The sequence below is a fragment of the Mesorhizobium sp. LCM 4576 genome (genome assembly GCF_001854815.1).
Taxonomy (GTDB): Bacteria; Pseudomonadota; Alphaproteobacteria; order Rhizobiales; family Rhizobiaceae; genus Mesorhizobium; species Mesorhizobium plurifarium.
In genome coordinates this window covers 18,201-41,963 of the sequence record NZ_MDDT01000047.1, presented here as the reverse complement: position 1 = coordinate 41,963, position 23,763 = coordinate 18,201, and the positions used below count along the sequence as shown (strand labels likewise).

Annotated in this window: 25 protein-coding genes; 16 read left to right on the top strand and 9 right to left on the bottom strand. The window is 64.7% G+C overall.

What is annotated here, in order from left to right; translation table 11 throughout:
- Window positions 1-30 precede the first annotated feature (30 nt).
- The 3 genes from LCM4576_RS24120 (at window position 31) to LCM4576_RS24110 (ending at window position 2,201) form a co-directional block, all read left to right on the top strand.
- Window positions 31-786: an SDR family NAD(P)-dependent oxidoreductase gene (locus tag LCM4576_RS24120; protein ID WP_071034985.1), complete on the top strand. Its 756-nt coding sequence runs from the start codon at window positions 31-33 to the stop codon at window positions 784-786.
- A gap of 238 nt (window positions 787-1,024) precedes the next feature.
- Complete coding sequence (locus LCM4576_RS24115; RefSeq protein WP_083354774.1) at window positions 1,025-1,429, top strand: YkgJ family cysteine cluster protein; 405 nt, start codon at window positions 1,025-1,027, stop codon at window positions 1,427-1,429.
- Between the two features lie 160 nt (window positions 1,430-1,589).
- A complete protein-coding gene (locus LCM4576_RS24110; protein WP_071034984.1) occupies window positions 1,590-2,201 on the top strand; it encodes a LysE family translocator in 612 nt (203 codons plus the stop codon).
- Here LCM4576_RS24110 and LCM4576_RS24105 read toward each other — a convergent pair.
- Window positions 2,198-3,217 carry an AraC family transcriptional regulator gene (locus tag LCM4576_RS24105; RefSeq protein ID WP_071034983.1) on the bottom strand — a complete coding sequence of 340 codons (1,020 nt, stop codon included), beginning with the start codon at window positions 3,215-3,217 and terminating at the stop codon, window positions 2,198-2,200. The genes LCM4576_RS24110 and LCM4576_RS24105 overlap by 4 nt on opposite strands.
- 181 nt (window positions 3,218-3,398) lie before the next feature.
- On the opposite strand from LCM4576_RS24105, the gene LCM4576_RS24100 reads away from it, so the two are divergent.
- Together LCM4576_RS24100 and LCM4576_RS24095 are read left to right on the top strand one after the other, a co-directional pair.
- Complete coding sequence (locus LCM4576_RS24100) at window positions 3,399-3,824, top strand: GFA family protein (protein ID WP_071034982.1); 426 nt, start codon at window positions 3,399-3,401, stop codon at window positions 3,822-3,824.
- A gap of 56 nt (window positions 3,825-3,880) precedes the next feature.
- Entirely contained in the window at window positions 3,881-4,396 is a 516-nt protein-coding gene (locus LCM4576_RS24095) for an OsmC family protein (protein ID WP_071034981.1), read from the top strand.
- A gap of 72 nt (window positions 4,397-4,468) precedes the next feature.
- On the opposite strand, the gene LCM4576_RS24090 is transcribed toward LCM4576_RS24095, so the two are convergent.
- Genes LCM4576_RS24090 through LCM4576_RS24080 form a run of 3 tightly spaced genes read right to left on the bottom strand, consistent with a single transcriptional unit; the run spans window position 4,469 to window position 6,358 of the window.
- Window positions 4,469-4,855, bottom strand: a complete 387-nt coding sequence (locus tag LCM4576_RS24090) for a nuclear transport factor 2 family protein (RefSeq protein WP_071034980.1) — start codon at window positions 4,853-4,855, stop codon at window positions 4,469-4,471.
- An 18-nt stretch (window positions 4,856-4,873) separates the two neighbouring features.
- Window positions 4,874-5,308, bottom strand: a complete 435-nt coding sequence (locus LCM4576_RS24085; protein WP_071034979.1) for an OsmC family protein — start codon at window positions 5,306-5,308, stop codon at window positions 4,874-4,876.
- Window positions 5,309-5,347: 39 nt separating this feature from the next.
- Window positions 5,348-6,358, bottom strand: a complete 1,011-nt coding sequence (locus LCM4576_RS24080; protein ID WP_071034978.1) for an NAD(P)-dependent alcohol dehydrogenase — start codon at window positions 6,356-6,358, stop codon at window positions 5,348-5,350.
- Window positions 6,359-6,473: 115 nt separating this feature from the next.
- On the opposite strand from LCM4576_RS24080, the gene LCM4576_RS24075 reads away from it, so the two are divergent.
- The 6 genes from LCM4576_RS24075 to alc all read left to right on the top strand — a co-directional run bounded on the left by LCM4576_RS24075 (window position 6,474) and on the right by alc (window position 13,225).
- Window positions 6,474-7,082, top strand: coding sequence for a TetR/AcrR family transcriptional regulator (locus LCM4576_RS24075; RefSeq protein ID WP_071034977.1), 609 nt, complete (start codon window positions 6,474-6,476; stop codon window positions 7,080-7,082).
- A gap of 93 nt (window positions 7,083-7,175) precedes the next feature.
- Window positions 7,176-8,126, top strand: a complete 951-nt coding sequence (locus LCM4576_RS24070; RefSeq protein WP_071034976.1) for a LysR family transcriptional regulator — start codon at window positions 7,176-7,178, stop codon at window positions 8,124-8,126.
- Window positions 8,127-8,287: 161 nt separating this feature from the next.
- On the top strand, window positions 8,288-9,742 hold the full coding sequence (locus tag LCM4576_RS24065; RefSeq protein WP_131803296.1) for a hypothetical protein: 1,455 nt from the start codon (window positions 8,288-8,290) through the stop codon (window positions 9,740-9,742).
- A 90-nt stretch (window positions 9,743-9,832) separates the two neighbouring features.
- Window positions 9,833-11,215, top strand: a complete 1,383-nt coding sequence (gene allB, locus LCM4576_RS24060) for an allantoinase AllB (protein WP_071034974.1) — start codon at window positions 9,833-9,835, stop codon at window positions 11,213-11,215.
- A 1-nt stretch (window position 11,216) separates the two neighbouring features.
- Window positions 11,217-11,996, top strand: coding sequence for an aspartate/glutamate racemase family protein (locus tag LCM4576_RS24055; protein ID WP_071034973.1), 780 nt, complete (start codon window positions 11,217-11,219; stop codon window positions 11,994-11,996).
- A complete protein-coding gene (gene alc, locus LCM4576_RS24050) occupies window positions 11,993-13,225 on the top strand; it encodes an allantoicase (RefSeq protein ID WP_071034972.1) in 1,233 nt (410 codons plus the stop codon). Before LCM4576_RS24055 ends, alc begins: the two co-directional genes overlap by 4 nt.
- A 298-nt stretch (window positions 13,226-13,523) precedes the next feature.
- Here the strand turns inward: alc and groL are convergent, their stop codons facing one another.
- From groL to LCM4576_RS24035, 3 genes are all read right to left on the bottom strand, one after another.
- On the bottom strand, window positions 13,524-15,176 hold the full coding sequence (groL, locus tag LCM4576_RS24045) for a chaperonin GroEL (protein ID WP_071034971.1): 1,653 nt from the start codon (window positions 15,174-15,176) through the stop codon (window positions 13,524-13,526).
- 62 nt (window positions 15,177-15,238) lie between these two features.
- Entirely contained in the window at window positions 15,239-15,535 is a 297-nt protein-coding gene (gene groES / locus LCM4576_RS24040; protein ID WP_010915433.1) for a co-chaperone GroES, read from the bottom strand.
- 229 nt (window positions 15,536-15,764) lie between these two features.
- Window positions 15,765-16,565 carry a methyltransferase type 11 gene (locus LCM4576_RS24035; protein ID WP_071035015.1) on the bottom strand — a complete coding sequence of 267 codons (801 nt, stop codon included), beginning with the start codon at window positions 16,563-16,565 and terminating at the stop codon, window positions 15,765-15,767.
- Window positions 16,566-16,639: 74 nt separating this feature from the next.
- Between LCM4576_RS24035 and LCM4576_RS24030 the strand changes: the two genes are divergently transcribed.
- Window positions 16,640-17,491: a hypothetical protein gene (locus LCM4576_RS24030; protein ID WP_071034970.1), complete on the top strand. Its 852-nt coding sequence runs from the start codon at window positions 16,640-16,642 to the stop codon at window positions 17,489-17,491.
- Window positions 17,492-17,600: 109 nt separating this feature from the next.
- Here LCM4576_RS24030 and LCM4576_RS24025 read toward each other — a convergent pair whose 3' ends face one another.
- Entirely contained in the window at window positions 17,601-18,362 is a 762-nt protein-coding gene (locus LCM4576_RS24025; RefSeq protein WP_071034969.1) for an SDR family NAD(P)-dependent oxidoreductase, read from the bottom strand.
- A gap of 106 nt (window positions 18,363-18,468) precedes the next feature.
- Here LCM4576_RS24025 and LCM4576_RS24020 point away from each other — a divergent pair, with 106 nt between their 5' ends.
- Window positions 18,469-19,365, top strand: coding sequence for a LysR family transcriptional regulator (locus LCM4576_RS24020; protein WP_071034968.1), 897 nt, complete (start codon window positions 18,469-18,471; stop codon window positions 19,363-19,365).
- A gap of 6 nt (window positions 19,366-19,371) precedes the next feature.
- Here the strand turns inward: LCM4576_RS24020 and LCM4576_RS24015 are convergent, their stop codons facing one another.
- Window positions 19,372-19,998 (bottom strand): TetR/AcrR family transcriptional regulator, encoded by a 627-nt coding sequence (locus LCM4576_RS24015; RefSeq protein ID WP_071034967.1) that lies wholly within the window; start codon window positions 19,996-19,998, stop codon window positions 19,372-19,374.
- 114 nt (window positions 19,999-20,112) lie between these two features.
- Here LCM4576_RS24015 and LCM4576_RS24010 point away from each other — a divergent pair, with 114 nt between their 5' ends.
- Genes LCM4576_RS24010 through LCM4576_RS24000 form a run of 3 tightly spaced genes read left to right on the top strand, consistent with a single transcriptional unit; the run spans window position 20,113 to window position 23,724 of the window.
- Window positions 20,113-21,297, top strand: a complete 1,185-nt coding sequence (locus LCM4576_RS24010) for an MFS transporter (RefSeq protein WP_071034966.1) — start codon at window positions 20,113-20,115, stop codon at window positions 21,295-21,297.
- Between the two features lie 13 nt (window positions 21,298-21,310).
- Complete coding sequence (locus LCM4576_RS24005) at window positions 21,311-22,591, top strand: D-arabinono-1,4-lactone oxidase (protein WP_071035014.1); 1,281 nt, start codon at window positions 21,311-21,313, stop codon at window positions 22,589-22,591.
- Window positions 22,588-23,724, top strand: a complete 1,137-nt coding sequence (locus tag LCM4576_RS24000; RefSeq protein WP_071034965.1) for an alanine racemase — start codon at window positions 22,588-22,590, stop codon at window positions 23,722-23,724. The genes LCM4576_RS24005 and LCM4576_RS24000 overlap by 4 nt, the downstream gene beginning before the upstream one ends.
- The last annotated feature ends 39 nt before the right edge of the window (window positions 23,725-23,763 follow it).

Genomic DNA, 23,763 nt, shown 5'->3' with positions numbered 1-23,763 from the left:
AGGAACGGGCCGGGCATCTGGAGATTTCTCATGACATCCGCAAATTCAGCACTCACGGGCAAGGTAGCGCTCGTCACCGGCGCCTCGTCGGGCATCGGCGAGGCCACCGCCGCAGTTCTTGCCGCGGCCGGGGCGAAAGTCGCGGTCGCCGCCCGTCGCGCCGATCGCCTCGAAGCACTGGTTGCCCGCATCGAGAAGGCGGGTGGCGTCGCTCTCGCCATTGAAGCCGATATTGCCAAGGCCAGCGACATTGTCGCGATGGTCGACAAGGTCGTATCCGAATGGGGGCGACTCGACATCCTCGTCAACAATGCCGGCGTCATGCTGCTTGCCCCCGCGGCCGAAGCCGATCTCGACGACTGGCGACGAATGATCGAGCTCAACCTGATCGGCCTGATGGCCACCACCAAAGCGGCGCTGCCGCATCTCAAGGCCTCGAAGGGCCATATCGTCAACGTCTCCTCGGTCGCCGGCCGCGTTGCCAATCCGGGCGCGACTGGCTACGCGGCGACCAAGTTCGGGGTGGTGGCTTTTTCGGAATCGCTGCGCCGGGAGGTCTATGCCGACAAGGTGCGCGTCACCGTCATCGAGCCAGGCCTGGTGCGCACCGAGCTCGGCGACCACATCACCAACGCGCAATCGAAGGCCGGGCTTGAACATCGCCTCGCCACGATGGAAGCGCTGACCGCCGAGGATATCGCGAACGCTATTTTCTATGCCGTCAGCCAGCCGCCCAGGGTCAACGTCAACGAGATACTTATCCGCCCGACCGATCAAGAACGCTGAACAACGAAAAACGCCTCTCGCGCTTTTACACGCGGGAGGCGTCTTTTTGCCGTCAACCTTTCTCGATTGCTCTCGAACTGCTGACAGCAAGGATAAAACCGGTAGCCGGCGAAAGAGTTCCCCGCAAAAGCGAAAAAATCGTGCTGCCGAAAAAATTGCGTTGAAGGATGGACGAACGTCCCGATCCTGCGTCAAGACAAGGGACGCATGAGGAATTGCCTTGCCGCTCGACCCCGCCATCACCTTATCGCTTTCGCAAAGCGCCGCCTTCGATTGTCAGAGCTGCGGCGCCTGCTGTTCCTACGCGGCCGACTGGCCACGCTTTTCGACCGAGGAGGATGAGCAACTCGACCGCATTCCGGCGGAGCTGGTCGCGGCCGACCAGTCAGGAATGCGCTGCGAGGGCGCGCGGTGCGCGGCGCTCACCGGCGAGGTCGGCAAGCATACGGCCTGCGGCATCTATGATCTCCGTCCCGATGTCTGCCGCGCCTGCATGCCCGGCGGCGCCGACTGCCTTATGGCGCGGGCGGCGCACGGGCTGCAACTGCCAATCTCCCCCCTTGTGGGGGAGATGCCCGGCAGGGCAGAGGGGGGCGCTGTCCCGCCGGCGGTTCAGGCGAGCTTCGATCGGACATCCGAGTAGATTTCAAAAAGAGGAAACTGAGAGGCCGCATTCCTTCGCGCCCCCCTCTGGCCTGCCGGCCATCTCCCCCACAAGGGGGGAGATCACGCTCTCCCCCCGCTTGCCTCAACCCACGCCTCCCGATACCTTCCCCGGCCGGCAAGGGCCGCGGAGGAAATCCATGAGCATCGAATTCCTGTTGACGTCGCTGATCATCGTGGCCTCGCCCGGCACCGGCGTCCTCTACACGCTGAGCGCCGGCCTTTCGCGCGGCGCGCGCGCCTCGATCGTCGCCGCCTTCGCCTGCAYGCTGGGCATCATCCCGCATATGGCGGCCGCCATCACCGGCCTCGCCGCTGTGCTGCACACAAGCGCCGTCGCCTTCGAGACGCTGAAATATCTCGGCGTCGCCTACCTGCTCTACATGGCCTGGAACACGCTGAAGGAGAAGGGCGGCTTGAGCATCGACGAGGATGCCGCGCCGCGCTCAACCGCAAGGACCATCACCACCGGGATCCTGGTCAACGTGCTCAACCCGAAACTGTCGATCTTCTTTTTCGCCTTCCTGCCGCAATTCGTCAGCACAACCGAGCCGCACGCGCTGCCCAAGATGCTGGAGCTCTCCGGCGTCTTCATGCTGATGACCTTTGTCATCTTCGCCGTCTACGGCGTGTTCGCGGCTTCGGTGCGCAGCCATATCGTGACGCGGCCGAAGGTGCTGACCTGGATGCGCCGCAGCTTCGCTGCCGCCTTCGTCATGCTCGGCGCCAAGCTGGCGCTGGCGGATCGCTAGATCTCTGATCCGGTTCCGGAAAGCTGATCGCTTCCAGAGCCGGCCGCGGCCCGGACGCCGAGCCGCCAGGCCGAAGGTGGGACGCCGATCATCTTCTTGAAGGCGCGRCTGAACGCGGCTTCGGACTCATAGCCGATGTCCGCCGCGATGCTGGCGACGTTGCTGTTGCCGGCGCTCAGCAGTTCCGAGGCGATTTGCATCCGCCATTTGGCGAGATAGTGCATCGGCGGCATGCCGACGATTTTGGTGAATCGCTCCGCCAGCACCGTGCGCGACAGCGCGGACTCCCTGGCCAGCGCCTCCACCGTCCAATTGTGGGCCGGACGGTCGTGGATCAGCGCCAGCGCCTTCGCCAGATGCGGATCGCGCAGGCCCGCCAGCCAGCCGGTTTGTTGCGGGGGTAGTGACTCCACATAGCGGCGCAGCACGTCGACGAACATCAGTTCGCTGAGCTTGGTCAGCACCGTTTCGCTGCCGGCCCRCTTCTCGGCCACTTCCGAGACCGCCAGCCTGATGAACTGGCCGAGCCAGCCGCCGTCACCTTCGACGTCTCCGGCCTTGATGACGGGCGGCAGCGCTTCGAGGAGCGGATTGAAGGGAAGGGCATGGCAGGCGAGATAGCCGCAGACCAGCCGTGCCGACAGCGGTCCGTCCTTCACGTAGTTGATCGGGAAGGGCGTCTGGCTTGCGGCCGCGATCTCCAGCACATCCGCCGCCGGCGGATCGGCCCGGAGATCGGGCGTGCTCGACATGATGTGCGGGTCGCTGTGGGTGAAGACCACGACCTCGCCGGCTTCCACCGGGATAGCCTCCTGGCCGACGATGCGGGCAAAGCAACGGCCGGACGTCAGCACGTGATAGGAAATCAGATGATCGGCGCCCGGGAGTATCCTCGGCAGTATCGAGGCGGGCGCAGGCGAGCACACCGCCCAAGGGTCCTGGGCCTCGATGTCGAAAAACGTCGCGCCGGTGAGGCGCACCGTTTTCAAAAGATCCGATAGAGCGTCCCCGGCCATTCCACCCCTTTCTCGCGAGCTGCGCGGCATTCCATTCGAGTTCCGGACGCGCTGTCAACGAACGCGGACGCCCCGTCATTCCGTCTCCGGCCGGAAGCTTTAAATCCCAACCGGCGTCAGGAGCTGTCTTCTGTGGACGCTCCGCGCGATCGAACGCAACGAAAGAAAAAGGACGAAAGTCATGACGGTACATAAGGGCGGGTGTTTTTGCGGCGCCGTGGAAATAGAAGTCCATGGAACCGCCGAGGCGATGGGCTACTGCCATTGCAGTTCCTGCCRTTCGTGGTCGGCGTCTCCGGTGAACGCCTTCACGCTGTGGAAGCCCGGGAACGTCAAGGTCACCAAGGGCGCGGAGTTTCTGTCCGGCTTCGAGAAGTCCGCGATGAGCGACCRCCAGTTCTGCACCAAGTGTGGCGGCCATCTGATGACGGATCACCCGCCGCTCGGGCTGGTCGACGTCTATGCGGCCACCATACCGACGGTCGAATTCACGCCGGCGGTCCACGTCAACTACGCCGAGACGGTGCTGCCGATGAAGGACGGGCTGCCGAAGCTTCAGGATTTTCCCGCCGAGCTCGGCGGCTCAGGCATCGCCGTCCCGGAATAGGTCCGGACGATGGCCGACGATTTCAGAAAACCGCAATTCACGACAGGAGAATTTGAATGGATATCGCGACGTTTCGCGCCACGCAGGAACCGATCAAGGATCTTTATCGCAAGGACGCGCGGGCCGCGCTTCTTACCTTGAAGGCCAAGGGCAGTGCCGACGATTCCAAAGTGACCTGCAAGGTTGAGACCGGACGCGGGCTTGYGCTTGCCGGCATCCATCCGAAGGCGGGCRGCAGCGGCCGGGAGCTTTGTTCCGGCGACATGCTGCTGGAGGCGCTGATCGCGTGCGCCGGCGTCTCGATGCGGGYCGCGGCTGCCGTGCTCGAGATCCCGATCAAATCGGCGGAAATCTCCGCCGAGGGCGACGTCGACCTGCGCGGCACGCTCGGCGTCACCGAAGGYGTGCCGGTCGGCTTCAAGGAAATCCGCCTTCGCTTCGACATCGAGTCGGATGTCGAGCAAAGCCGGCTGACCCAGCTCATGGAGCTCACCGATCGCTACTGCGTGATCTTCCAGACCATCCAGCGCAGCCCAAAGACCTTCGTGAAGCTCAACAGAGTGGTCTCGTAAGACTTGCCCGGAACCGAGATCCTGACGGGCAGGTTCCGGGCTCGGCCTGAGCGTGGCTTTCCGCGCCAGGCCCTATCCCTTCACATAGCCCATCGCCTCGACGATTTTGCCATCCGCGACACGTATCAGATTGACGCCGCGCAGCGAATTGCCGTCGGCCGTCCAGAAGCGCCAGCGGATCGTGGCGCGGTCGCCGGCGACGAATGTTTCTTCGAGATCGAAGCGTGTTCCGGGCCCGGTGGCGATCGCCGACCACAATTCGACGCAAGCCGCCTTGCCGATGCGGCGAGCGCCGTCCGGCGCCGGCGTGGTGTTCTCGATCACGCAGTCCTGCGCCACCAATTCGTCCAGTGYCGCCGGATCGTGACGCTGGAACACGTTATTGTAGCGCCGCATGATTTCCGCCGTCTCGGCGGAGCGCTTGGCTGCGGCGATGTCGATGATCTGTTCCTGGGTCATTGGATTTCTCCGTTCGTTTCATTGAGCTATGAGGCTCGCCTTGAGCGTAATGGCTGCGACGCCGGCCAGCGCCCGCGAGACGAGGCAGGCGGCCTTGGCCTTTTGCGCCAGCCGCTCGAAATCCTCGGCCGATATGCCGGCGACGTCGGCCTCCGTTTCGAGCTCGATGCAGGTGATCGTCGGCCCGGCCGTGGTCGCACCGAGATGCACCTTGGCGATCGTGTGGATGCTCTCGGCCGTATGGCCCTCGCCGCCGAGTATGGCGCTGAGTGCCATTGAGAAGCAGCCGGCATGCGCGGCCGCGATGAGTTCTTCCGGGTTGGTGCCCGGGCCGTTTTCAAAACGGGATGGGAAGGAATAGGCGCCTTCGAACACGCCGCTGCCCAGCCGCAACCGGCCGGATCCCTCCTTGAGCGTGCCCTGCCATTCGGCCGAGGCTTCGCGGATTGTCATGGCTGATCTCCTTTCTGGTTTTGCGAAAAAATGCGGTGGTTATGCGCCATCGATGACGACCTTGCCGAAGACATCCCCCTGCTGGAAATGTCGGTAGGCCTCGCGCGCCTCGGCGAATGGAAAGACCTTGTCGATGACCRGTTTCAGCCGGTGGGTGGCGACGGCGGCGAGCATTGCCTCCAGCCCGTTGCGGCTGCCGACGAACAGGCGGCCGATGGTGACGAGGCTGCGCTGGTAGACGGCGCCTGGAATCTCAACCGATTTGCCGTTCTGGTCCTGCACGGTGAGCAGCACGATGCGCCCGTAGAGCGCGCTGGCGATCAGCGACTGCGCGAAGGTCGCCGGACCGCCGGTCTCGACGGCCAGGTCGATGCYACCGGTCGCTTCGCGCAGCTTCATACCCCATTCCGGCGTTTCGGCTGCGGCGATGACAAGGTCTGCGCCGAGCGCCCGCAACCTGTCGGCTTTCTCGGCGCGGGAGGTGACGGCGGCGACGCGGCAGCCCATGAGCTTGGCGAACTGCAGCGCAAACAGCGCAACGCCACCTGAACCGATCWCCAGAACCCATTGTCCCGGCTTCGGAATTTCGGAACCCGTCAGCGCGCTCCAGGSGGTCAGCCCGGCGCAGGTGAAGGTCGCAGCTTCCTGCCATGAGAGATGGTCGGGCAGCCGCACCGCCCATTGCTCGTCGAGCAATGCATATTCGGAGAGCATGCCGTCCAGCGTGCAGCCCAGCTGGTCGACGATGCCCGGATGCATGCGGCCGTCGACCCAACGCGCGAAGTAGCTGCCGGTGACGCGGTCGCCGACAGCAAAGCGCGTCACGCCATCGCCCACGGCCACCACTTCGCCGGCGCCGTCGCTCAGCGGCACGATGCCCGCGCGTGGCGTGAGCGGATAGGTGCCGTTGAGGATCATCGTGTCGCGGCGGTTGAGCGAGGTGGCGCGAACACGCACCAGGATCTGGTTTGCCCCCGGCTCGGGCATTGGTATCTCGCGCATCGACAGCTTCTCGACGTCGCCGAATTCGTCGAGCCGATAAGTCCGCATTTTTTTGCCTCCGGAATATGTAGACCGATTTACATATTATGTAGACCGGTTGTCATATTAACGGCAAGCCCTATAATGCGCACTCCTGACAGAGGTTGACATTCGAGAGGTCGAGGTGGCGACGGACACACGCACCCGCATGATCGAGGCGACGGCGCTGCTCATCCGGCAGCGCGGCTATCACGGCACGTCGCTGAACGACATCTTGAGCGCCAGCGGCGCGCCGCGCGGTTCGCTCTATTTCCACTTCCCCGGCGGCAAGGATCAGCTTGTCATTGAGGTGACGCGCGCCAGCGTGGCCGACGTGACCGAGCGGCTGGGCGCGGCGCTCTCGGAGGAAAGCGATCCCGCCGTTGCCGTCCGCCACATCTACCAGTCGGTCGCGCGCATGCTGGAGGAGAACGAATTCTCGCTCGGCTGCCCGGTGGCGCCGGTCGTGCTCGACGCGCCGAACGATGTTCCGGACCTGGCTGAAATCTGCCGCTCGGCCTTCGAGCAGTGGATCGGATTGCTGCGCCAGGCATTCGTCAGGGCAGGGGTGCCGGAGCGGCGCGCGCAGGCGCTGGCGCTGTTGGTCGAATCCTCGCTCGAAGGCCTGATGGTGATCGYCCGCGCCACCCGCGACCGTACCCCGGTCAGCGTTGTCGCCGATGAGGTGGCGGCGCTTGTCGAGCAGGCCGTGCTCGCCGGCAAGGTGGCGAAGCAAGCTGACGCTACCGTTTGAAGGCAAAGGGCYTTGCCGGCTCCGAAAATATCGGCTTAACTTGCCGGGTCTTGCCGCAACGGGCGGCCGGCGAAGTGGCTTCAGGAGCAGGCATTGGGGCGCAGACAGTCGGATCAGGCGGTTCGCGGACCGCAATTCGCCAGGAATCTCGACTGGAACCTGCTGAAGTTCTTCCATGAGATCGCCAATGCCCGCTCGGTGACCAAGGCGGCGCAGGAGCTTAACCGCAAGCAGCCGGCGCTGAGCCTCGCGCTGCGGCGCCTGGAGGAAAGGCTTGGCGTCACGCTCTGCCATCGTGGCCCGACCGGCTTCGAGCTGACGGAGGAGGGCCGCATTCTTGCCGAGCACTGCCGGGAATTCGCCGGCGCGATCCGTGAAATCCCGGCGAAGCTCTCGGACCTCAAGTCCGAGATACGCGGACATTTGCGAGTGATGTTGGTCTCCAACCTCGTCGCGCCGGCGCTTGATGAGGCGATCGCCGCTTTCCATGCCAAATATCCGGCTGTCGAGCTGATCGTCGAGGTCGCAGCCTGGACCGAAGTGGTCAACTCGCTCATCCAGCATAGGATCGACGTCGGCATCTCGCCTTCGCGGGTGAAGCGCGCGGAGCTAGCCTACCTTCACCTCTTCACCGAGATCCATCGCCCCTATTGCGGAAGGCCGCACAGGCTTTTTGGCAAGAGCATCGCCGATCCTGAGGATCTGGCGAAGGAAGCCTTCGTGCTGACCGGCGCCGACGAGGGCGACGAGCTCACTCAGTTTCGGCTCGAGCATGGGTTCGGCCGCAACATCGCCGGCATGTCCGATCATCTCGAGGAAGCCAAACGGCTAKCGATCCTCGGCATCGGCCTCTGCTTCCTGCCGGAAGGCTACGCGCAAACCGACGTCGAGGCCGGACGGTTGTGGCCGCTGATCGCCGGTGGCGACGTGCCTCGCAACGACATCTTCATCGTCACCGACCCGCAGAGCCCGGAACACATCGCGCGTGACCTTTTCATCGCCGAGATCGTCGAGCGGACGCAGCCGGTGGTAGGAAAGCATTGATCTGATTAATGCTTAACGTTCGATCTTTGGGCGTTGAAGGGAAGAAATCGGGGTTTCATGGTCACGCATGGCGACATTGCATCGGTTCCGTTGATGCTGCCGTAAGGCGAAGACGGGCTGGCATGTCGACCAGGGGAACACCTCGCAAAGGGGATACTGAGATGACCTTGCAAACACCGACTTCGCCCAGGCAGCCATTGCCGGGCGAGGCGCAGCCGGCGATTGCCGACAGCGTCGAGACGATCCTGTCCGTCACCGAGGCGGACCTTGCCGACTATACCGAATCCGTGGTGCCGCAGGCAAAGCGGCGTTCCAACTTCCGCATGCTGGCGCAGTTCCTGTCGATGCAGGCTGTGTTCGGCACCGTGCTGGTCGGTTATGGCGCGCGCTTCCAGGGATTGACGCTTTCCGAACTGACTGTGGCGATGCTGATCGCGGCGGCCGTCATGAGCCTCTATTGCATCGGCTCTGCCAATGCTGGCGCCGCCACTGGCCAGACTCATTCGGTGATGGCCCGCAGCATCTTCGGCACCATCGGCAGCGGCCTCGTCTCGCTGCTCCTGGTGGTCAACRGCATGGCCTTCTACCTGTTCACGGTGAAGTTCATCATCGACATCGCCGGAGGGCTGATGACGCTGCCGGCGGTCGGCATCATCACGGCGTTGCWGGCTATAGTGATGATCGTCAACACTTATTTCGGCTTCGAGGGCGTGCAGCGCTTCGCTCAGTTCGTCGCCGTGCCGGTTATCCTGGTCTGGGGCATCTTCGCCACCATCCTTGCCTTCACCACCGTCTCGCATGACGTGCTGGCGGCGGTRCCGCATGTCGACAACAAGACCGCCATGATCATGGTGATCGGCTCGATGGTCGGCCTGTCCACCTGGGGCAATGAGCCGGACTTCTTCCGCTACGCCAAGGTCGGCCGCGCCTCCTGGTGGAACATCCCGACCATCGTCATTTCCTATTTGGTTGGCGCGCTGCTCTTCCCGGTCATGGGCTACATGATCGCGGCGCTCTCCAACCAGCCCGATTTCGGCCCGAGCATCAGCTACTTCGTCAACTTCACCATGTTCGGCAGCGCGCTGCTCGGCATCGCCGTCATCGTCATCAACCAGTGGGCGGTGCAGGACGGCAACCTCTACATCGCCGTCAACGGCGCGCAGAACGTTCTCTCCGGCATCCGCGGCTGGAAGCGCCAGTACACCGTCGTCGGCCTCGGCCTCATCGCGGCCGTGCTCACCTTCTACTTGCCCAACCTGCAGGACACGTTCAACCTCGTCACCAGCATCGGCTCGACCACGGTTCCGGTCGCAAGCACGATCATGGCGATCGACCTTTTCCTGCTGCCCTGGCTGTTCGGCATCAAGCGGCCGATGTATCGCGTCGCCAACTGGAGCGAGCTCGGCATCGCCAACTGGCCGGGCGTGGTAGCCCTGGCCGCCGGCACGGTCGCCGGCGTCTACACCGCGGGCCTCATCCCGGCGATCAACAGCGACTATATCGGCTTCCCGGCTCTCCAGGCCTGGCTGACTGGCGCGGTCGTCTACCTGATCGGCGTGACGCTGGTCCACAAGCGGGCCGACGTGAAGGCCTTGCTCGGCTTCGCCCGCATCTGAGGCACAATCTGTCCGGAGGCTGCAGCCAGCCTCCGGACGGGGATCCAAGCTCCAGTGTCCGTCGCGGCAGGCCGCACGGGAGGAATTGCCATGACATCCCTCGATCTCCTCATCCGCGCCCCGCGCGCCATCTTGCCTGAAGGCGAGCGCGCCGTGTCGGTCGGCGCCGTCGGCGGCAAGATCGTCCGTGTCGCCGCGCTTGATGCTCCRGACAACGCCCGGGAAACCGTCACACTCGATGCCGATACCGTGCTGCTGCCCGGCCTAGTCGACAGCCACGTCCATATCTGCGAACCCGGCAACACCGGATGGGAAGGCTTTCTGACCGCGACCCGCGCGGCGGCGGCTGGCGGCATCACCACACTGGTCGACATGCCGTTGGACAGCGTACCGACCACCGTGACGCTCGAGGCATTTGCCGCCAAGCTCGAGGCCGCCGCCGGCCAATGCCATGTCGATGTCGGCTTCTGGGGCGGCGCCATCCCGTCGAACCTCGACGACCTGCCGAAGCTGCACGCCGCCGGCGTGCTCGGCTTCAAATCCTTCCTCTGCGATACCGGCACCGACGATTTTCCGGGTATCACGCCCGCGCATATGCGCAAGGTGATGGATGTCGTCGCCGGCCTCGGCTCGCTCTTCATCGTCCATGCAGAGAGCGCCGACGCGATGGCCGCGATGCCGGAGGTCCACACCCACCGCTATGCCGGCTACCTCGCCTCGCGCCCCAAAGGCATCGAGAACCTGGCGATCGCCGAGGTGATCGAGGCGGCCCGCGCCAGCGGCGCCCGCGCGCATATCCTTCATCTGTCCAGCGCCGACGCGCTGCCGATGATCGCTTCGGCGATCGCCGACGGCGTTAGGCTCAGCGTCGAGACCTGCCCGCACTACCTTGCGCTTTGCGCCGAGGAGATCGGCAAGGGCGCGACCGCCGCCAAGGTTGGCCCGCCGGTGCGCGAAGCTGTCAACCGTGAGAGGCTCTGGGGTGGCGTCGGGGACGGCACGATCAGCATGATCGTCTCGGACCATTCGCCCTGCACGCCTGAGATGAAGGAACTGGCCTCCGGCGATTTCGGCGCCGCCTGGGGCGGCATCTCCTCGCTGCAGCTCGGCCTGCCCGTGACCTGGAGTGAGGCGCGCAAGCGCGGCCATTCGCTGGCGGACGTCGCTCGCTGGATGGCTGAGCGCCCCGCCGCGCTCACCGGCTTGGCGCATAAGGGCCGCATCGCGACCGGCTGCGACGCCGACTTCACACTGTTTTCACCCGATGCCGAATTCGTCGTCGATGCAGCCAGCCTGCACCACCGCCATCCGATTACCCCCTATGCCGGCAGGACGCTGAGCGGCGTGGTGCAGGGAACCTTCCTGCGCGGCCGGCGCATCGACCTTTTCGGCCACCCGATGGGTGAACTGATCGCCAGAAAAGCGCAGGCCGGAGAGGAAAGCCGGACACAAGAATTGAGAAGGAGTGCCTGAGATGAAGATCCTGGTCGTCAACGTCAACACCAGCCAGTCGATGTCCGATGTCATCGACGCGGCCGCCAAGACCGCCRCATCCCCCGGCACCGACATCGTCACGCTGACGCCCTTCTTCGGACCCGAAGCGGTGGACTGCAACTTCGAGAGCTACATTTCGGCCGTCGCCGTCATGGACCGCGTGCTTGCCTATGATGAGCCGTTCGATGCTGTGGTCATGGCCGGTTTCGGCGAGCATGGCCGCGATGGGCTGCAGGAACTGATCGAGCAGCCGGTCATCGAGATCTGCGAGGCCTCCGCCCATATGGCGATGATGATCGGCCGCAGCTATTCGGTCGTCACCACCTTGCGGCGTTCGGTGCCGCCGATCGAGGACCGACTGCGGCTTTCCGGCCTTGCCGACCGCTGCGCCTCGGTTCGCGCCAACGGCATGACCACGCTGGAGGTCGATCAGGATCCCGCCGGCGCCATGCGCTCCATCGTCGAGGAGGCGCGCAAGGCGGTCGAGCACGATCATGCCGAGGTGATCTGCCTTGGTTGCGCCGGAATGGCCGGCCTGGAGGAAGCGATCACATCCGAGCTCGGCGTGCCGGTCATCGACGGTGTGGCGGCCGCGGTGCGGCTGGCCGAGGCGGTCGTCGGCCTCGGGCTCAAGACCAGTAAGGTCTCGACCTACGCGAAGCCGGAGGCCAAGCGCATCGACGGCTGGCCGCTGTCGGAGGCGTTGGGATTGGGGCCACGTCCGCAAGGGTTGGCGCTGCGCGCGGGAGGCCGGCGATGAACATGATCGAGAAAGGCCCGGCGCATGATGCTTACGCCATGCCCGAGCTGAAGGAGGATTTCGCTGCGGAGGTCGATCTTGCCTCGCGCTGGCTGGGTGGCAGCGTGCTCGCCGCGAGCGATGAGTCCTTCGGCGAGAAGGAGAGCCTGCTTACGCCGACGCCATCCGCTTTCATCCCGGGCAATTATGGACCGCGCGGCGAGATCGTCGACGGCTGGGAGACGAAGCGGCGCCGCGAGCCCGGCCACGATTGGGCGCTGATCCGGCTGGGTGCTGCCGGCATCATCACCGGCATCGATGTCGATACGTCCTTCTTCACCGGCAATTTTCCGACCACATGCCGCATGGAGGCCTGCGGCGTCGAAGCCTATCCCAGCCCGAAGGCGCTGCAATCGGCCGAGACCGAATGGATCGAGATCGTGCCGCGTTCGCCGCTCAAGGGCGACGCGCACAATCGCTTCGACGTTTCCGACCGCCGTCGCTTCACCCATGTGCGCCTCTCCGCCTTTCCAGACGGCGGCATCGCCAGGCTGCGCGTCTACGGCCATGTCCTGCCTGACCCGCGGACGTTCGACGGTCTCACTATCGACCTCGCCAGCCAGGACCATGGCGGCCAGGTGGTGACCAGCAGCGACGGCTTCTACACCTCGGCCGCGATGCTCAACCGTCCCGACAAGGCCCGCAACATGGGCGACGGCTGGGAAACGCGCCGCCGTCGCGACGACGGCAATGACCATGCCATCATCCGCCTGGCGCTGCCGGGCCATGTCAGGCTGGTCGAGATCGACACCGCGCATTTCAAATACAATGCTTCCGCCGAGGTAGCGCTCTCCGGCGCGGGGGAGGCGCTGCCTGGCGACGATGGCTGGCAGCCGCTGCTTACGCGCCGGCTGCTTCAGCCGGACACACGCCATGTCTTCCGTGTGGCGGAAACGAGCGAGCCGGTTTCTTACGTCAGGCTCGATGCCTATCCCGATGGCGGCATCTCGCGGGTGAGGCTGTTGGGCAAGGTCGACCCCGCCGCGCGTCGCGTCGCCGGCTATCGCTGGTTCAACGCGCTGCCGGCGGGACAGGCCATGCAGGTGCTTGCGGAGCAGGGTGTGGCCCGCGACCTCGCGGAACGGCTGATCGCTGCACGACCTCTGGCGGAAGGGGGCATCGCTTCTTTCGCTGGTGTCGGTTCAGTCGGCGTGAAGTCCATGCTGGATGGACCGGGCGATGAAGCCTGAAGGAAAGCTGGCGCTCAGCCTGAAGGCGCTGCGGCGACTTATTTTCACGGCGATGCAATTTCGTTTCGGAATGCCGATCAAACGCTGATCGCGCTGGCAAATCCTTCGCAAACAAAAAGGGCGCCTTTCGGCGCCCTTTCCATATGCGTCAGCTGGATAGCCTGGACTAGAAGTCCATGCCGCCACTCAAGCCCGCTTGCGGGCTTGAGCAATGTTAGTTGATGGGCGTGCTTTATGGACTTCCGATTGCGAATGATCTTGTCCGAAAAGTCTGCAACTTTTCGGGATCATTCGTCAATTAGAAGTCCATGCCGCCCATGCCACCCATGCCGCCGCCGGGCATGCCGCCCGGCATGCCGCCGGCAGCTTCCTTCTTCGGAGCTTCGGCGATCATGGCTTCGGTGGTGACCAGCAGGCCGGCGACCGAGGCCGCGTCCTGGAGAGCCGTGCGCACGACCTTGACCGGGTCGACGATGCCCATGGCGATCATGTCGCCATAGTCGCCGGTCTGGGCGTTGTAGCCGTAGGTCTGCGCCTTGTTCTCGAGGATCTTGCCCGCGACGATCGAGGCTTCAGCACCGGCGTTCGAAGCGATCTGGCGGGCCGGAGCCTGCAGGGCGCGACGGACGATGGCGATGCCAGCGGCCTGGTCCGCATTGGCGCCGGTGGCCTTGACGTTGGCCGAGGCGCGCAGCAGCGCCACGCCACCGCCGGCGACGATGCCCTCTTCCACGGCCGCACGGGTCGCGTTGAGCGCGTCGTCAACGCGGTCCTTCTTTTCCTTCACTTCCACTTCGGTCGCACCGCCGACGCGGATCACGGCAACGCCGCCGGCGAGCTTCGCCAGACGTTCCTGCAGCTTCTCCTTGTCGTAGTCCGAGGTGGTTTCCTCGATCTGCTGCTTGATCTGGGCGACGCGGCCCTGGATCTCGGCCTTTTTGCCGGCGCCGTCGACGATGGTGGTGTTCTCCTTGGAGATCGACACCTTCTTGGCGCGGCCGAGCATGTTGAGGCCGACATTCTCGAGCTTGATGCCGAGGTCTTCCGAGATGACCTGGCCACCGGTCAGGATGGCGATGTCTTCCAGCATGGCCTTGCGGCGGTCACCGAAGCCCGGAGCCTTGACGGCGGCGATCTTCAGGCCGCCACGCAGCTTGTTGACGACCAGCGTGGCCAGGGCCTCGCCTTCGACGTCTTCGGAGATGATGAGCAGCGGCTTCGAGGTCTGAACGACGGCTTCCAGGACCGGCAGCATGGCCTGCAGGTTGGAGAGCTTCTTCTCGTGCAGCAGGATGTAGGCGTCTTCCAGATCGGCGACCATCTTGTCGGCGTTGGTGACGAAGTAGGGCGAGAGGTAGCCGCGGTCGAACTGCATGCCTTCGACGACTTCCAGCTCGGTCTCGGCGGTCTTGGCTTCCTCGACGGTGATGACGCCTTCGTTGCCGACCTTCTGCATCGCTTCCGCGATCATCTTGCCGACCGACTCGTCGCCATTGGCCGAGATCGTGCCGACCTGCGCGACTTCCTCGGAGGTCTTGATCTTCTTGGCGGCCTTGCCGAGAGCGGTGACGACTTCACCGACGGCGAGGTCGATGCCGCGCTTGAGGTCCATCGGGTTCATGCCGGCGGCAACGGCCTTGTTGCCTTCCTGGACGATCGCCTGGGCGAGAACGGTCGCGGTGGTCGTGCCGTCGCCGGCGATGTCGTTGGTCTTCGAAGCGACTTCGCGGACCATCTGGGCGCCCATGTTCTCGAACTTGTCCTCGAGTTCGATCTCCTTGGCGACGGTGACGCCGTCCTTGGTGATGCGCGGGGCCCCGAACGACTTGTCGATGACGACGTTGCGGCCCTTCGGACCGAGGGTGACCTTCACCGCGTCGGCGAGGATGTTGACACCGCGCAGCATGCGCTCACGGGCGTCGCGGGAGAATTTTACGTCTTTTGCAGCCATAGTTAGCTCCTGACAGGGGCTCGGGAAGAGCCCGAAAACTCAGTTGATGGAGAGGCCGATGATCAGCCGATGATGCCCATGATGTCGGATTCCTTCATGATCAGAAGGTCTTCGCCATTGAGCTTGACTTCAGTGCCCGACCACTTGCCGAACAGGATGCGGTCGCCGGCCTTGACGTCCAGGGGCACGAGCTTGCCGCTTTCGTCGCGAGCGCCGGAGCCGACGGCGATGATCTCGCCTTCCTGCGGCTTCTCCTTCGCCGTGTCCGGGATGATGATCCCGCCGGCGGTCTTGGATTCGGATTCGACCCGGCGAACGACCACGCGGTCATGAAGCGGGCGGAACTTGGACTTTGCCATGTTGTCTTCCTCGAATGAGAACGGTGAGAACTGTTCCTCCATCCGGCGAGGCCGCCGGACATCAGTTAGCACTCACCAATGGCGAGTGCTAACGTGGCGCTGAAATAGGCTGGAGCCGTRCCGGAGTCAAGGCGCGCGCGAGGGGCAAGCGGCGCGAAATTTTTCTGCGGCGGAGCCTTGGGCAGAAACCCGGTGGCTGCCGCCAAGCATGGGCGAGCAATCCTGCCCGTTAGCCCGGGCACTTCGGCGAGCGCAGCACCAGCAGCGGGCAGCGTTCGGCCAGACCGTATGTGCCGCTCGAGGCCAGCCGGACATCATCGAAGAAGGTCCGGGCTTCCTCGGTCAGCRCTGCCGCGGGGGCGAAACTGTAGACGACAGACGAGTTCCGGTAGACGTCGATGGTTCCGATGACCGGCAATTCCCATCCGGTTCGAGCCGACAACTCTTCGCGGTTGGGAAACATCCTGTCGAATTGCTCGAGGATGCCGGTAACCGGAATCGTGTAGTCGGGCGCGCCGGCGATCGCGGTCATGGCCACGCGCCATTTGAGGTCGTGGAAGGTCGAGACGCCGCCGGCCAGCGCAAGGGCGCGGACTTCCCTTGGATCGTCGGGCGTTTCGGGCGAAGCATAAAGTCTGATGGCAGCCCGCCCGTCTGCTCTCAGGGTACGCGCGACCGACGCAAGCAATTTGCGCCTGAAGTCGGCGGCGCCGATGACCGAGAGGCACCCGTCGCCGATCAGTGCCTCGACGCTTGCATCGCCGAACGGCAAATCGAACCAGTCGCCTAGCACCGCCTTGCGCGTGTCGGTGTCGCCCGGCCAAATGCCGGCGATCATGTCGCAAGACTCGTCGACCGACGTCGTCGTGGCGCCAAGCCCGGCGAGTTCGGGTGTCACGCCGAACATGACGACATGCGATCGGCCAAGCCCGAGCTCGCGGTCGTAAGCCTCGACGACTTCCGGCGGYGGCCTCAGCGGCGATCCGAGCAACTGCCAATGCCTGCGAATTGCATTCCAATGCTCCGTCATGCAAGCCCACCCGCTTAGCGCTTTGTATTCGATCGAATAATAGAGGATGCTGAACAAGCCAAGTGGGGGCAAGCATGGCGCGCATCGCGGTGATCACGCATGAGTTGGACCGGTTCCAGGGCCGGCGCGGGCTGCTGATGCGCCGTGACAGCCCCTACATGCTCTTCGACGTGCTGGAAGAACTGAAGCGCCGCGGCCATTCGGTGCAGATACTGAAGGGCATTTCGRCCAAGCCGGCCGCCGACATCGCGGTGCTGCATCTCGATGTGACGGTGACACCGCCGGATTATGCCGAATATGCCCGCCGTTTTCCCTTCTGCCTCAACCTCGGCGCCACCGACATTTCGAAACGCCGCGTCAGCGGTGCAGCAATTGGCAGGGACGATCGCTGGGCGGGAAAGGTCATCGTCAAGAGCAGCCTCAACCATCGGGGAACGCCGGAGCAGCAGCTGAACCAGCGCGCGCGGCGTGCCGGCAAGCCGGAGCCGTTTGCGGGGGTCGAGCCGTTCGACCGGTACGAGGTCCATGCTTCGCTCGCCGACGTTCCGGCCGAAGTCTTCGCGCGCCGCGACCTGGTTGTTGAAAAGTTCATTCCCGAGCCGGAGCGCGACGGCTTCGGCGCCCGCTTTTGGACCTTCTGCGGCGAGCGCGAGCGCTGCACCCGCCATGTCTCGCCGCAGAGCCTCGTCAAGGGCGACGACACCATCCGCCGCGAGCCGGTTCCGGTACCGGACGAGCTTCGCGCGCTAAGACGCAAGCTCGGCTTCGATTACGGAAAATTCGATTTCGTCATGCATGAGGGCAAGGCGGTGCTGCTCGATGCCAACAAGACGCCCGGTCGCGCCCGCAATCTGTCGAGCTTCATCGCCGCCGGCAATGCCAACCTTGCCGACGGCTTCGAAGGACTGATCCGACAGGTTTCATAACCGATCGCCTAGGGCGCTTCACCGTTTCGCGGAAACGGTGAAGCGCCCTATCCGTTTGTTTTTACGCAATTCCGGACGGAAAACCGCTCACACTTTTCCTGGAATTGCTCTAGATGTTCATGCCGCCCGACACTTCGATCCGCTGGGCGTTGACCCAGCGATTGTCGTCGGAGAGCAGCGAGGCGATCATCGGCCCGATATCGTCGGCGACGCCGGCGCGGCCGAGCGCGGTGACGCCGGCCACCATGCGGTTGATCTCGGCATTGTCGCGCACATGGCCGCCGTTGAAGTCGGTGGCGATCGCGCCGGGCGCCACGGTGTTGGCGGTGATGCCGCGCTGCCCGAGTTCCTTGGCGAGGTAGCGCGTGAACACCTCGATGCCGCCCTTCATCATCGCATAGGCCGACGAACCGGGAGCGGCGAAGCGCGCCAGTCCGCTCGATATGTTGATGATGCGGCCGCCATCGTTGATCAGCGGCAGCAGCGCCTGGGTGAGGAAGAACACGCCTTTGAGATGGGTGTTCATCAGCGTGTCGAATTCCGCTTCGGTCGTCTCGGCGATCATCTTGCGCAGGCCGGTGCCGGCATTGTTGACGAGATAGTCGAAGCGGTCGCGCTGCCAGGTCTGGTGAAGCGTCTTCTTCAACGCTTCAACGAATGCCGGGAAGCTGGCGACGGCGCCCGCGTCGAGTTCAAGCGCGGCGGCGCGGCCGCCGGCGACCTCGATCYCGGCAATCGTCATCTTGGCCTCGTCGGCGCGCGAGCGATAGGTGATGATGACGTCGACGCCCTTGCGGGCGAGGTTGAGCGCCGTGTTGCGGCCGAGGCCGCGGCTGCCGCCGGTGATGAGGGCGATGGGGCGAGTGGTCATGGCGAAATCTCCTTCTGTGTGAATGGAGACGCATATACTCGCCTGAGTGGTTGATATAATCGGCTCTGCGTTGCCAACACTATTCAGTCTGTGCGAACAATCGGTCATGGACCGGTTCGACAGCATGCGGTTATTCACCCGGGTCGTGGAGCGGCGCAGCTTCACCGCCGCCGCGGCCGATCTTGGCCTGCCGCGCTCCAGCGCCACCGCCGCGATCAAGCAGCTCGAAGAGCGGCTCGGCGTGCAATTGCTCCGCCGCACCACACGCCATGTCACCACGACGCTTGACGGCGAAGCCTACTACCAGCGCTGCATCGGCATCCTCGCCGACATCGAGGACGCCGAGGGCGCCTTCGGCGCGCGCGAAGTGCGCGGCCGGCTCAGCGTCGACATCAACGGCAACATGGCCCGCACCTTCGTCATTCCGGAACTGCCGGCCCTGCTTGCCCGCTATCCAGGGCTCAGCGTGCATATCGGCGAGGGTGACCGCTTCGTCGACCTGGTGCGCGAGGGTGTCGATTGCGTGGTCCGCGCCGGCACGCTGCCCGACAGCGATATGATCGCGCGCCGCATCGGCATGGCGCGCGAGGCGACGGTTGCCAGCGCCGCCTATGTCGAGCGCCACGGACTGCCGCGCACCCTGGAGGAGCTTGCCGGGCACATGATGATCGGCTTCGTCTCGTCCCGCACCGGCCAGGTGATGCCGCTGGAATTCACCGTCGACGGCAAGACCCGCGAGATCGTGCTGCCGTCGCGCGTCACGGTTTCCAATTCCGACACCGCCGCCACGCTGGTGCGCCAGGGTTTCGGCCTCTACCAGGCGCCGCGCCGCCGCTTCGCCGCCGACATCGAAGCGGGCCGGCTGATCGAGGTGCTGCCGGACAATCCGCCGACGCCGACGCCGATCTCGGTGCTCTATCCGCCGAGCCGGCAATTATCGCCGCGGGTGAGGGTGTTCGTGGATTGGCTGGTGGAGATTCTGGGGCCGAAGCTGGATCCCTGATCGCGCTCAGAGAAACAACCGCAACTGCGCATGGATGRTCGAGCGATAATCCTCGATCGTCATCCGTCCTTCCGCTTCGTCTTGCGTCAGCGCCAGCCGCACGACGCCGCCGGCGAGCTGGAAGATCAGGAACACGATCCGGGCGAAAGCCTCGCGTTGCTCAGGCTCGATCAACGGGACGACCGTTTCGCAGAACATCTCCGCTTGCCGCTTGGTCTCGGCGATATCGAGATTCTTGAGCGCCTTGTCGGCCTGGATCGCGTTCTGCAAATCCTGGATTGCCGGATCGCCGGCCACGCGGCCGCGATAATCATCGAGCAGTCGGTCAGCTGCCGGCATCACGTCCTTGCGTTCCCGCACATTCGCGACGATCTCGCGGAGCCGYGCCCGGCTTTCCTCGGAAAAGCGCTCGTAGAGCATCGCCAGGATCGCCGACTTCGACGGAAAATAATGATAGACGGTGGCGATCGGCCCTCCGGCCAGCGCGCCCACCTCCTTCATCGTCACCGCGTCGATGCCTTTTTCGCCGATCAGCCGCATGGTCGTGGCGAGGATCGCGTCGATGCGCTCGCGGCTGCGCTCCTGTTTGGGCTTGCGCCGCGGTTCCGTCGCTTTTCGCCTCATCTGCGTCATGCGCCAAATCACTCACGCGAATTCGCGGTTGACAAGAAACATGATCAAGTATCAGTTTCGCCAAATGCTGACAACTTGTCAGCTTTCCGACCGAGCTGCAAGGGAGAGCGCCTCGTGACCGCATCGCAAGCCGCGCAGGCGGAAAATGGCGATTGGCTTGTYGGCAATCCGACCGGGCTGCAACTGGCCTCGGCGCTGTGGATCGRCTCGGTCGGCCTGCTGATCCTCGGCTTGCAGCCGGTGCTGCTCGGCGCGCTCTACACCGAAGGCCACGTCACTGGCGACGAGCTCGCGCTGATGGCCACCGCCGAGATGATCGCGATCGCCATCGGCTCGGCGATCGTGGCGATGCTGCTTCCCGCCAGGAACATGCGCTGGAAGAGCGCGGTGCTGCTCGTGCTTTTGGCGTTCGCCAATGTCTGGACCGCTTACGCCGGCAGCCCCAATGCGCTGATCGGCGCACGCACGCTGGCTGGCCTCGCGGAGGGCGGGCTGGTCGCCGTGGCGACGGAGCTGATCGCCCGCTCGCGCCGGGCCGAGCGCATTGGCGGCTATTTCGTCACGCTGCAGACCTTGGCGCAATGCGCGCTGGCGCTGATCCTCGCGCTCTATGCCGTGCCGCGAGCAGGCTCGGCCGGCGGCTTCATCGCGCTCGGCATCGTCTGTCTGCTTTCGCTCGCCGTCGCCTGGACCGTGCCCGACGACTATGCCGACCTTCCCAAGGAAGAGCAGTTCGCCAATGTCGCGACCGTGCCGGCGATCACCGCGCTTTTGTCGATCTTCTGCTATTTCATGTTCTTCGGGGCCGTCTGGGCTTTTCTCGAGCCGATCGGCGCGCAGTTCGGCATCGACGGCCGCACCGTCGGCCTGATGGTTTCGGCAAGCCTTGCCGCGCAGGTGATCGGCGCCATGACCGCGACAATCTTCGAGGCGCGCATCGACTATCGCTTCGCCATCACGATCATCGGCATCGTCGCGGCGATCAGCTCGGTGCTGCTCGCGTCCGGCCCGGGTCTTTCGGTGTTCTGGGCAGTGGCTCTGGTGATGGGCTTCATCCTGCTCTTCATCGTGCCGTACCAGATCCGCCTCGCCATCACAGCCGACGAGACGCGCACCGCCGCCCTCCTGGTGCCGGCTGCCCAGCTCTTCGGCCTCGCCATCGGCCCGATCGCCGCCTCGCTTCTGATCGAAGGCGACAATTTCCGGCCGGTGCCGGAATTTGCCGCCGCCACCGCTTTGGCGAGCGTGCTTTTGCTCGGCGTCTTCGTGCTGGTCGCGCRCCGCCGCGGCCAGCCCTGAGAGGAGGATCATGATGGCAAAAGCCTGGAGCAACTGGTCCGGCTTCGTCACAGCCTCCCCGCAATCGATCGCGACGCCCGCCGACGCCGGCGAACTGGCCGAGCTGGTGCGCAAGGCGCCCGCACCGCTGCGCGTCGCCGGCGCCGGCCATTCCTTCACGCCGCTGGTGCAATCGGACGGCACTATCGTCTCGCTGGAGAAGATCGAAGGGCTGATCTCGCACGATACCGCGAACAACCGGGCGCGGGTGAGGGCGGGGACAAGGCTGGGCGCCCTGATGCATATCCTGCAGGACATCGGCCAGGGCCTGCCCAATATGGGCGACATCGACAAGCAGGCGATCGGCGGCGCGCTCGGCACGGCAACGCATGGCTCGGGTCCGACGCTCGGCGCCTATCACACGCAGCTCGAGGCGCTGCAGCTGGTGGATGGGCGAGGCAAGCTGCGCGATTATGGCCGGGCGAATGGTCAGGACATGATCCACGCCACCGGCGTCGCGCTGGGCGCTTTCGGCGTGCTGACCGAAGTGACGATGAACAACATTGCGACCTATCGGCTGCGCCGCCGCAAATGGGTGCTGCCGATCGCAGATATGCTGCGCGATTTCGAGGCGATGATGGCCGCGCACCGTTCGGCCGAATTCTACTACATTCCGTTTTCCGGCTACGCGCAGTTCATCGCCAGCGACCTGAGCGACGCCGCGCCGACGCCGCGGCCGACCGAGGACGACGAGGCGGGTCTGGCGACGCTGCGCAAGCTGCGGACGGTGCTGCGCTGGCTGCCATGGCTGCGCCGCGCCCTGATAATGGGCGCGGTCAGGAAAGTGCCGGCAGAGGATTATGTGCAGGACTGGCTCAATGTCTATGTCAGCGACCGTCGCACCAAATTCAACGAGATGGAGTACCACCTGCCTTACGAGGAAGGTCCAAAGGCATTGGCCGAGATCATCACGCTGACGGAGAAGCACTTCCCGGAAGTCTATTTCCCGATGGAGGTGCGTTCGGTGGCACCCGACGAATTCTGGCTTTCGCCCTTCTACAAGAGGCTGACCTGCTCGATCGCCATCCACCACGACGCGGCGAACGACCCATTGCCCTTCATGCGCGCCGCCGAGCCGATCTTCTTGAAGTATGGCGGCAGGCCGCATTGGGGAAAGATGCACAGCCTGAAGGCGGCGGACTTCAAGAAGCTTTATCCGCGCTGGGACGACGCGCTTGCCGTGCGGCGCGACATCGACCCGGACAACCGTTTCGTGTCGCCCTATATGGCCGGCCTGTTCGGTATTGAGCGATGAGAGACTATTTCGCCGCTCTGTCCGAGGCGCTGAAAGCCGCCGATATTTTCCGGCCCTGCCTTGTCCTTGACCGCGACCGGCTGGACGGCAACATCGCGCTGGTGAAGGAGAGGCTGGCGCCGGGCCTTGCCGTGCGGCTGGTCGACAAGTCGCTGCCCTGCTTGCCGCTGCTCTCGCACATCGCGCGAGCACTCGAAACCAACCGCTTCATGACCTTCCATCCGCCCGTGACGCAGGCGGTGCTCGACGCCTTTCCCGAGGGCGACCTGCTCTATGGCAAGCCTATGCCGGTCGGTGCCGCCAGGGTCGCGCTGACCAGAGGCGGCGCCGGCTGGTGGTCGCGTGTCTGCTGGCTGATCGACACGCCGGCGCGGCTGGCCGACTATGGCGCCTTGGCCGCCTCGCTCGACACCGAACTGCGCTTCGCCTTCGAGGTCGATGTCGGCCTGCATCGCGGCGGTTTTTTCAGCCCCGCCGAGATCAAGGCGCTGACGATACCGGRGCGGCTGCGCTGCGAAGGCATCATGGCCTACGAGGCGCATGCGCCGGAGATTCCCGGTTTGTTCGGCGGCGCRGCCAAGGCGCTGAAGCGGGCCTCCGCCAAGGCCGCCGAATTCATCGCCGCCCTCGATCCGGACCAGCGCCGTATCCTCAACATCGGCGGCTCCAAGACCGCGCTGCTGCATGGCGGCGGCGTCGTCAACGAAGTGTCGATCGGCTCGGCCTTCGTGCTTCCGGGGGATTTCGACACGCCCGGCCTCGGCGGCTTCCAGCCGGCGGCCTTCATCGCAACGCCGATCCTCAAGGCGCTCGATCCGATGCTGCCCGGTCCGCCGGCGGTTTCCAGGGCATTGCAGGCGCTCGGCCTCTTTCCGCGCAAGGGCTGCTATCTCTATGGCGGCAAGTGGATGGCCGAGCCGGCGTTTCCCGAAGGCATGAAGCCGAACGGCTTGATCGGGCTGTCGTCCAACCAGCAATTCATGGGCCTGYCGGCGGGCGCCGATGTGAAGCCCGGCGACTACGCCTTCCTGCGGCCGACGCAGAGCGAGGCGGTGCTGCAGCATTTCGGCGCGATTGYGGTGTTCGCCGGCGGGCGGATCGTGGAGTTCTGGCCGGTGCTGCCGATGGGGTGAGGGACGCACGAAGCCGTGATGATCATTTTATTGACTCAG

Bases quoted from the DNA above. Each gene is read 5' to 3' on its own strand.
- LCM4576_RS24005 (WP_071035014.1), top strand. From the start codon at position 21,311: ATGGCAAAAGCCTGGAGCAACTGGTCCGGCTTCGTCACAGCCTCCCCG.
- LCM4576_RS24120 (WP_071034985.1), top strand. From the start codon at position 31: ATGACATCCGCAAATTCAGCACTCACGGGCAAGGTAGCGCTCGTCACC.
- LCM4576_RS24020 (WP_071034968.1), top strand. From the start codon at position 18,469: ATGGACCGGTTCGACAGCATGCGGTTATTCACCCGGGTCGTGGAGCGG.
- groES (WP_010915433.1), bottom strand. From the start codon at position 15,535: ATGGCAAAGTCCAAGTTCCGCCCGCTTCATGACCGCGTGGTCGTTCGC.
- groL (WP_071034971.1), bottom strand. From the start codon at position 15,176: ATGGCTGCAAAAGACGTAAAATTCTCCCGCGACGCCCGTGAGCGCATG.
- alc (WP_071034972.1), top strand. From the start codon at position 11,993: ATGAACATGATCGAGAAAGGCCCGGCGCATGATGCTTACGCCATGCCC.
- LCM4576_RS24085 (WP_071034979.1), bottom strand. From the start codon at position 5,308: ATGACAATCCGCGAAGCCTCGGCCGAATGGCAGGGCACGCTCAAGGAG.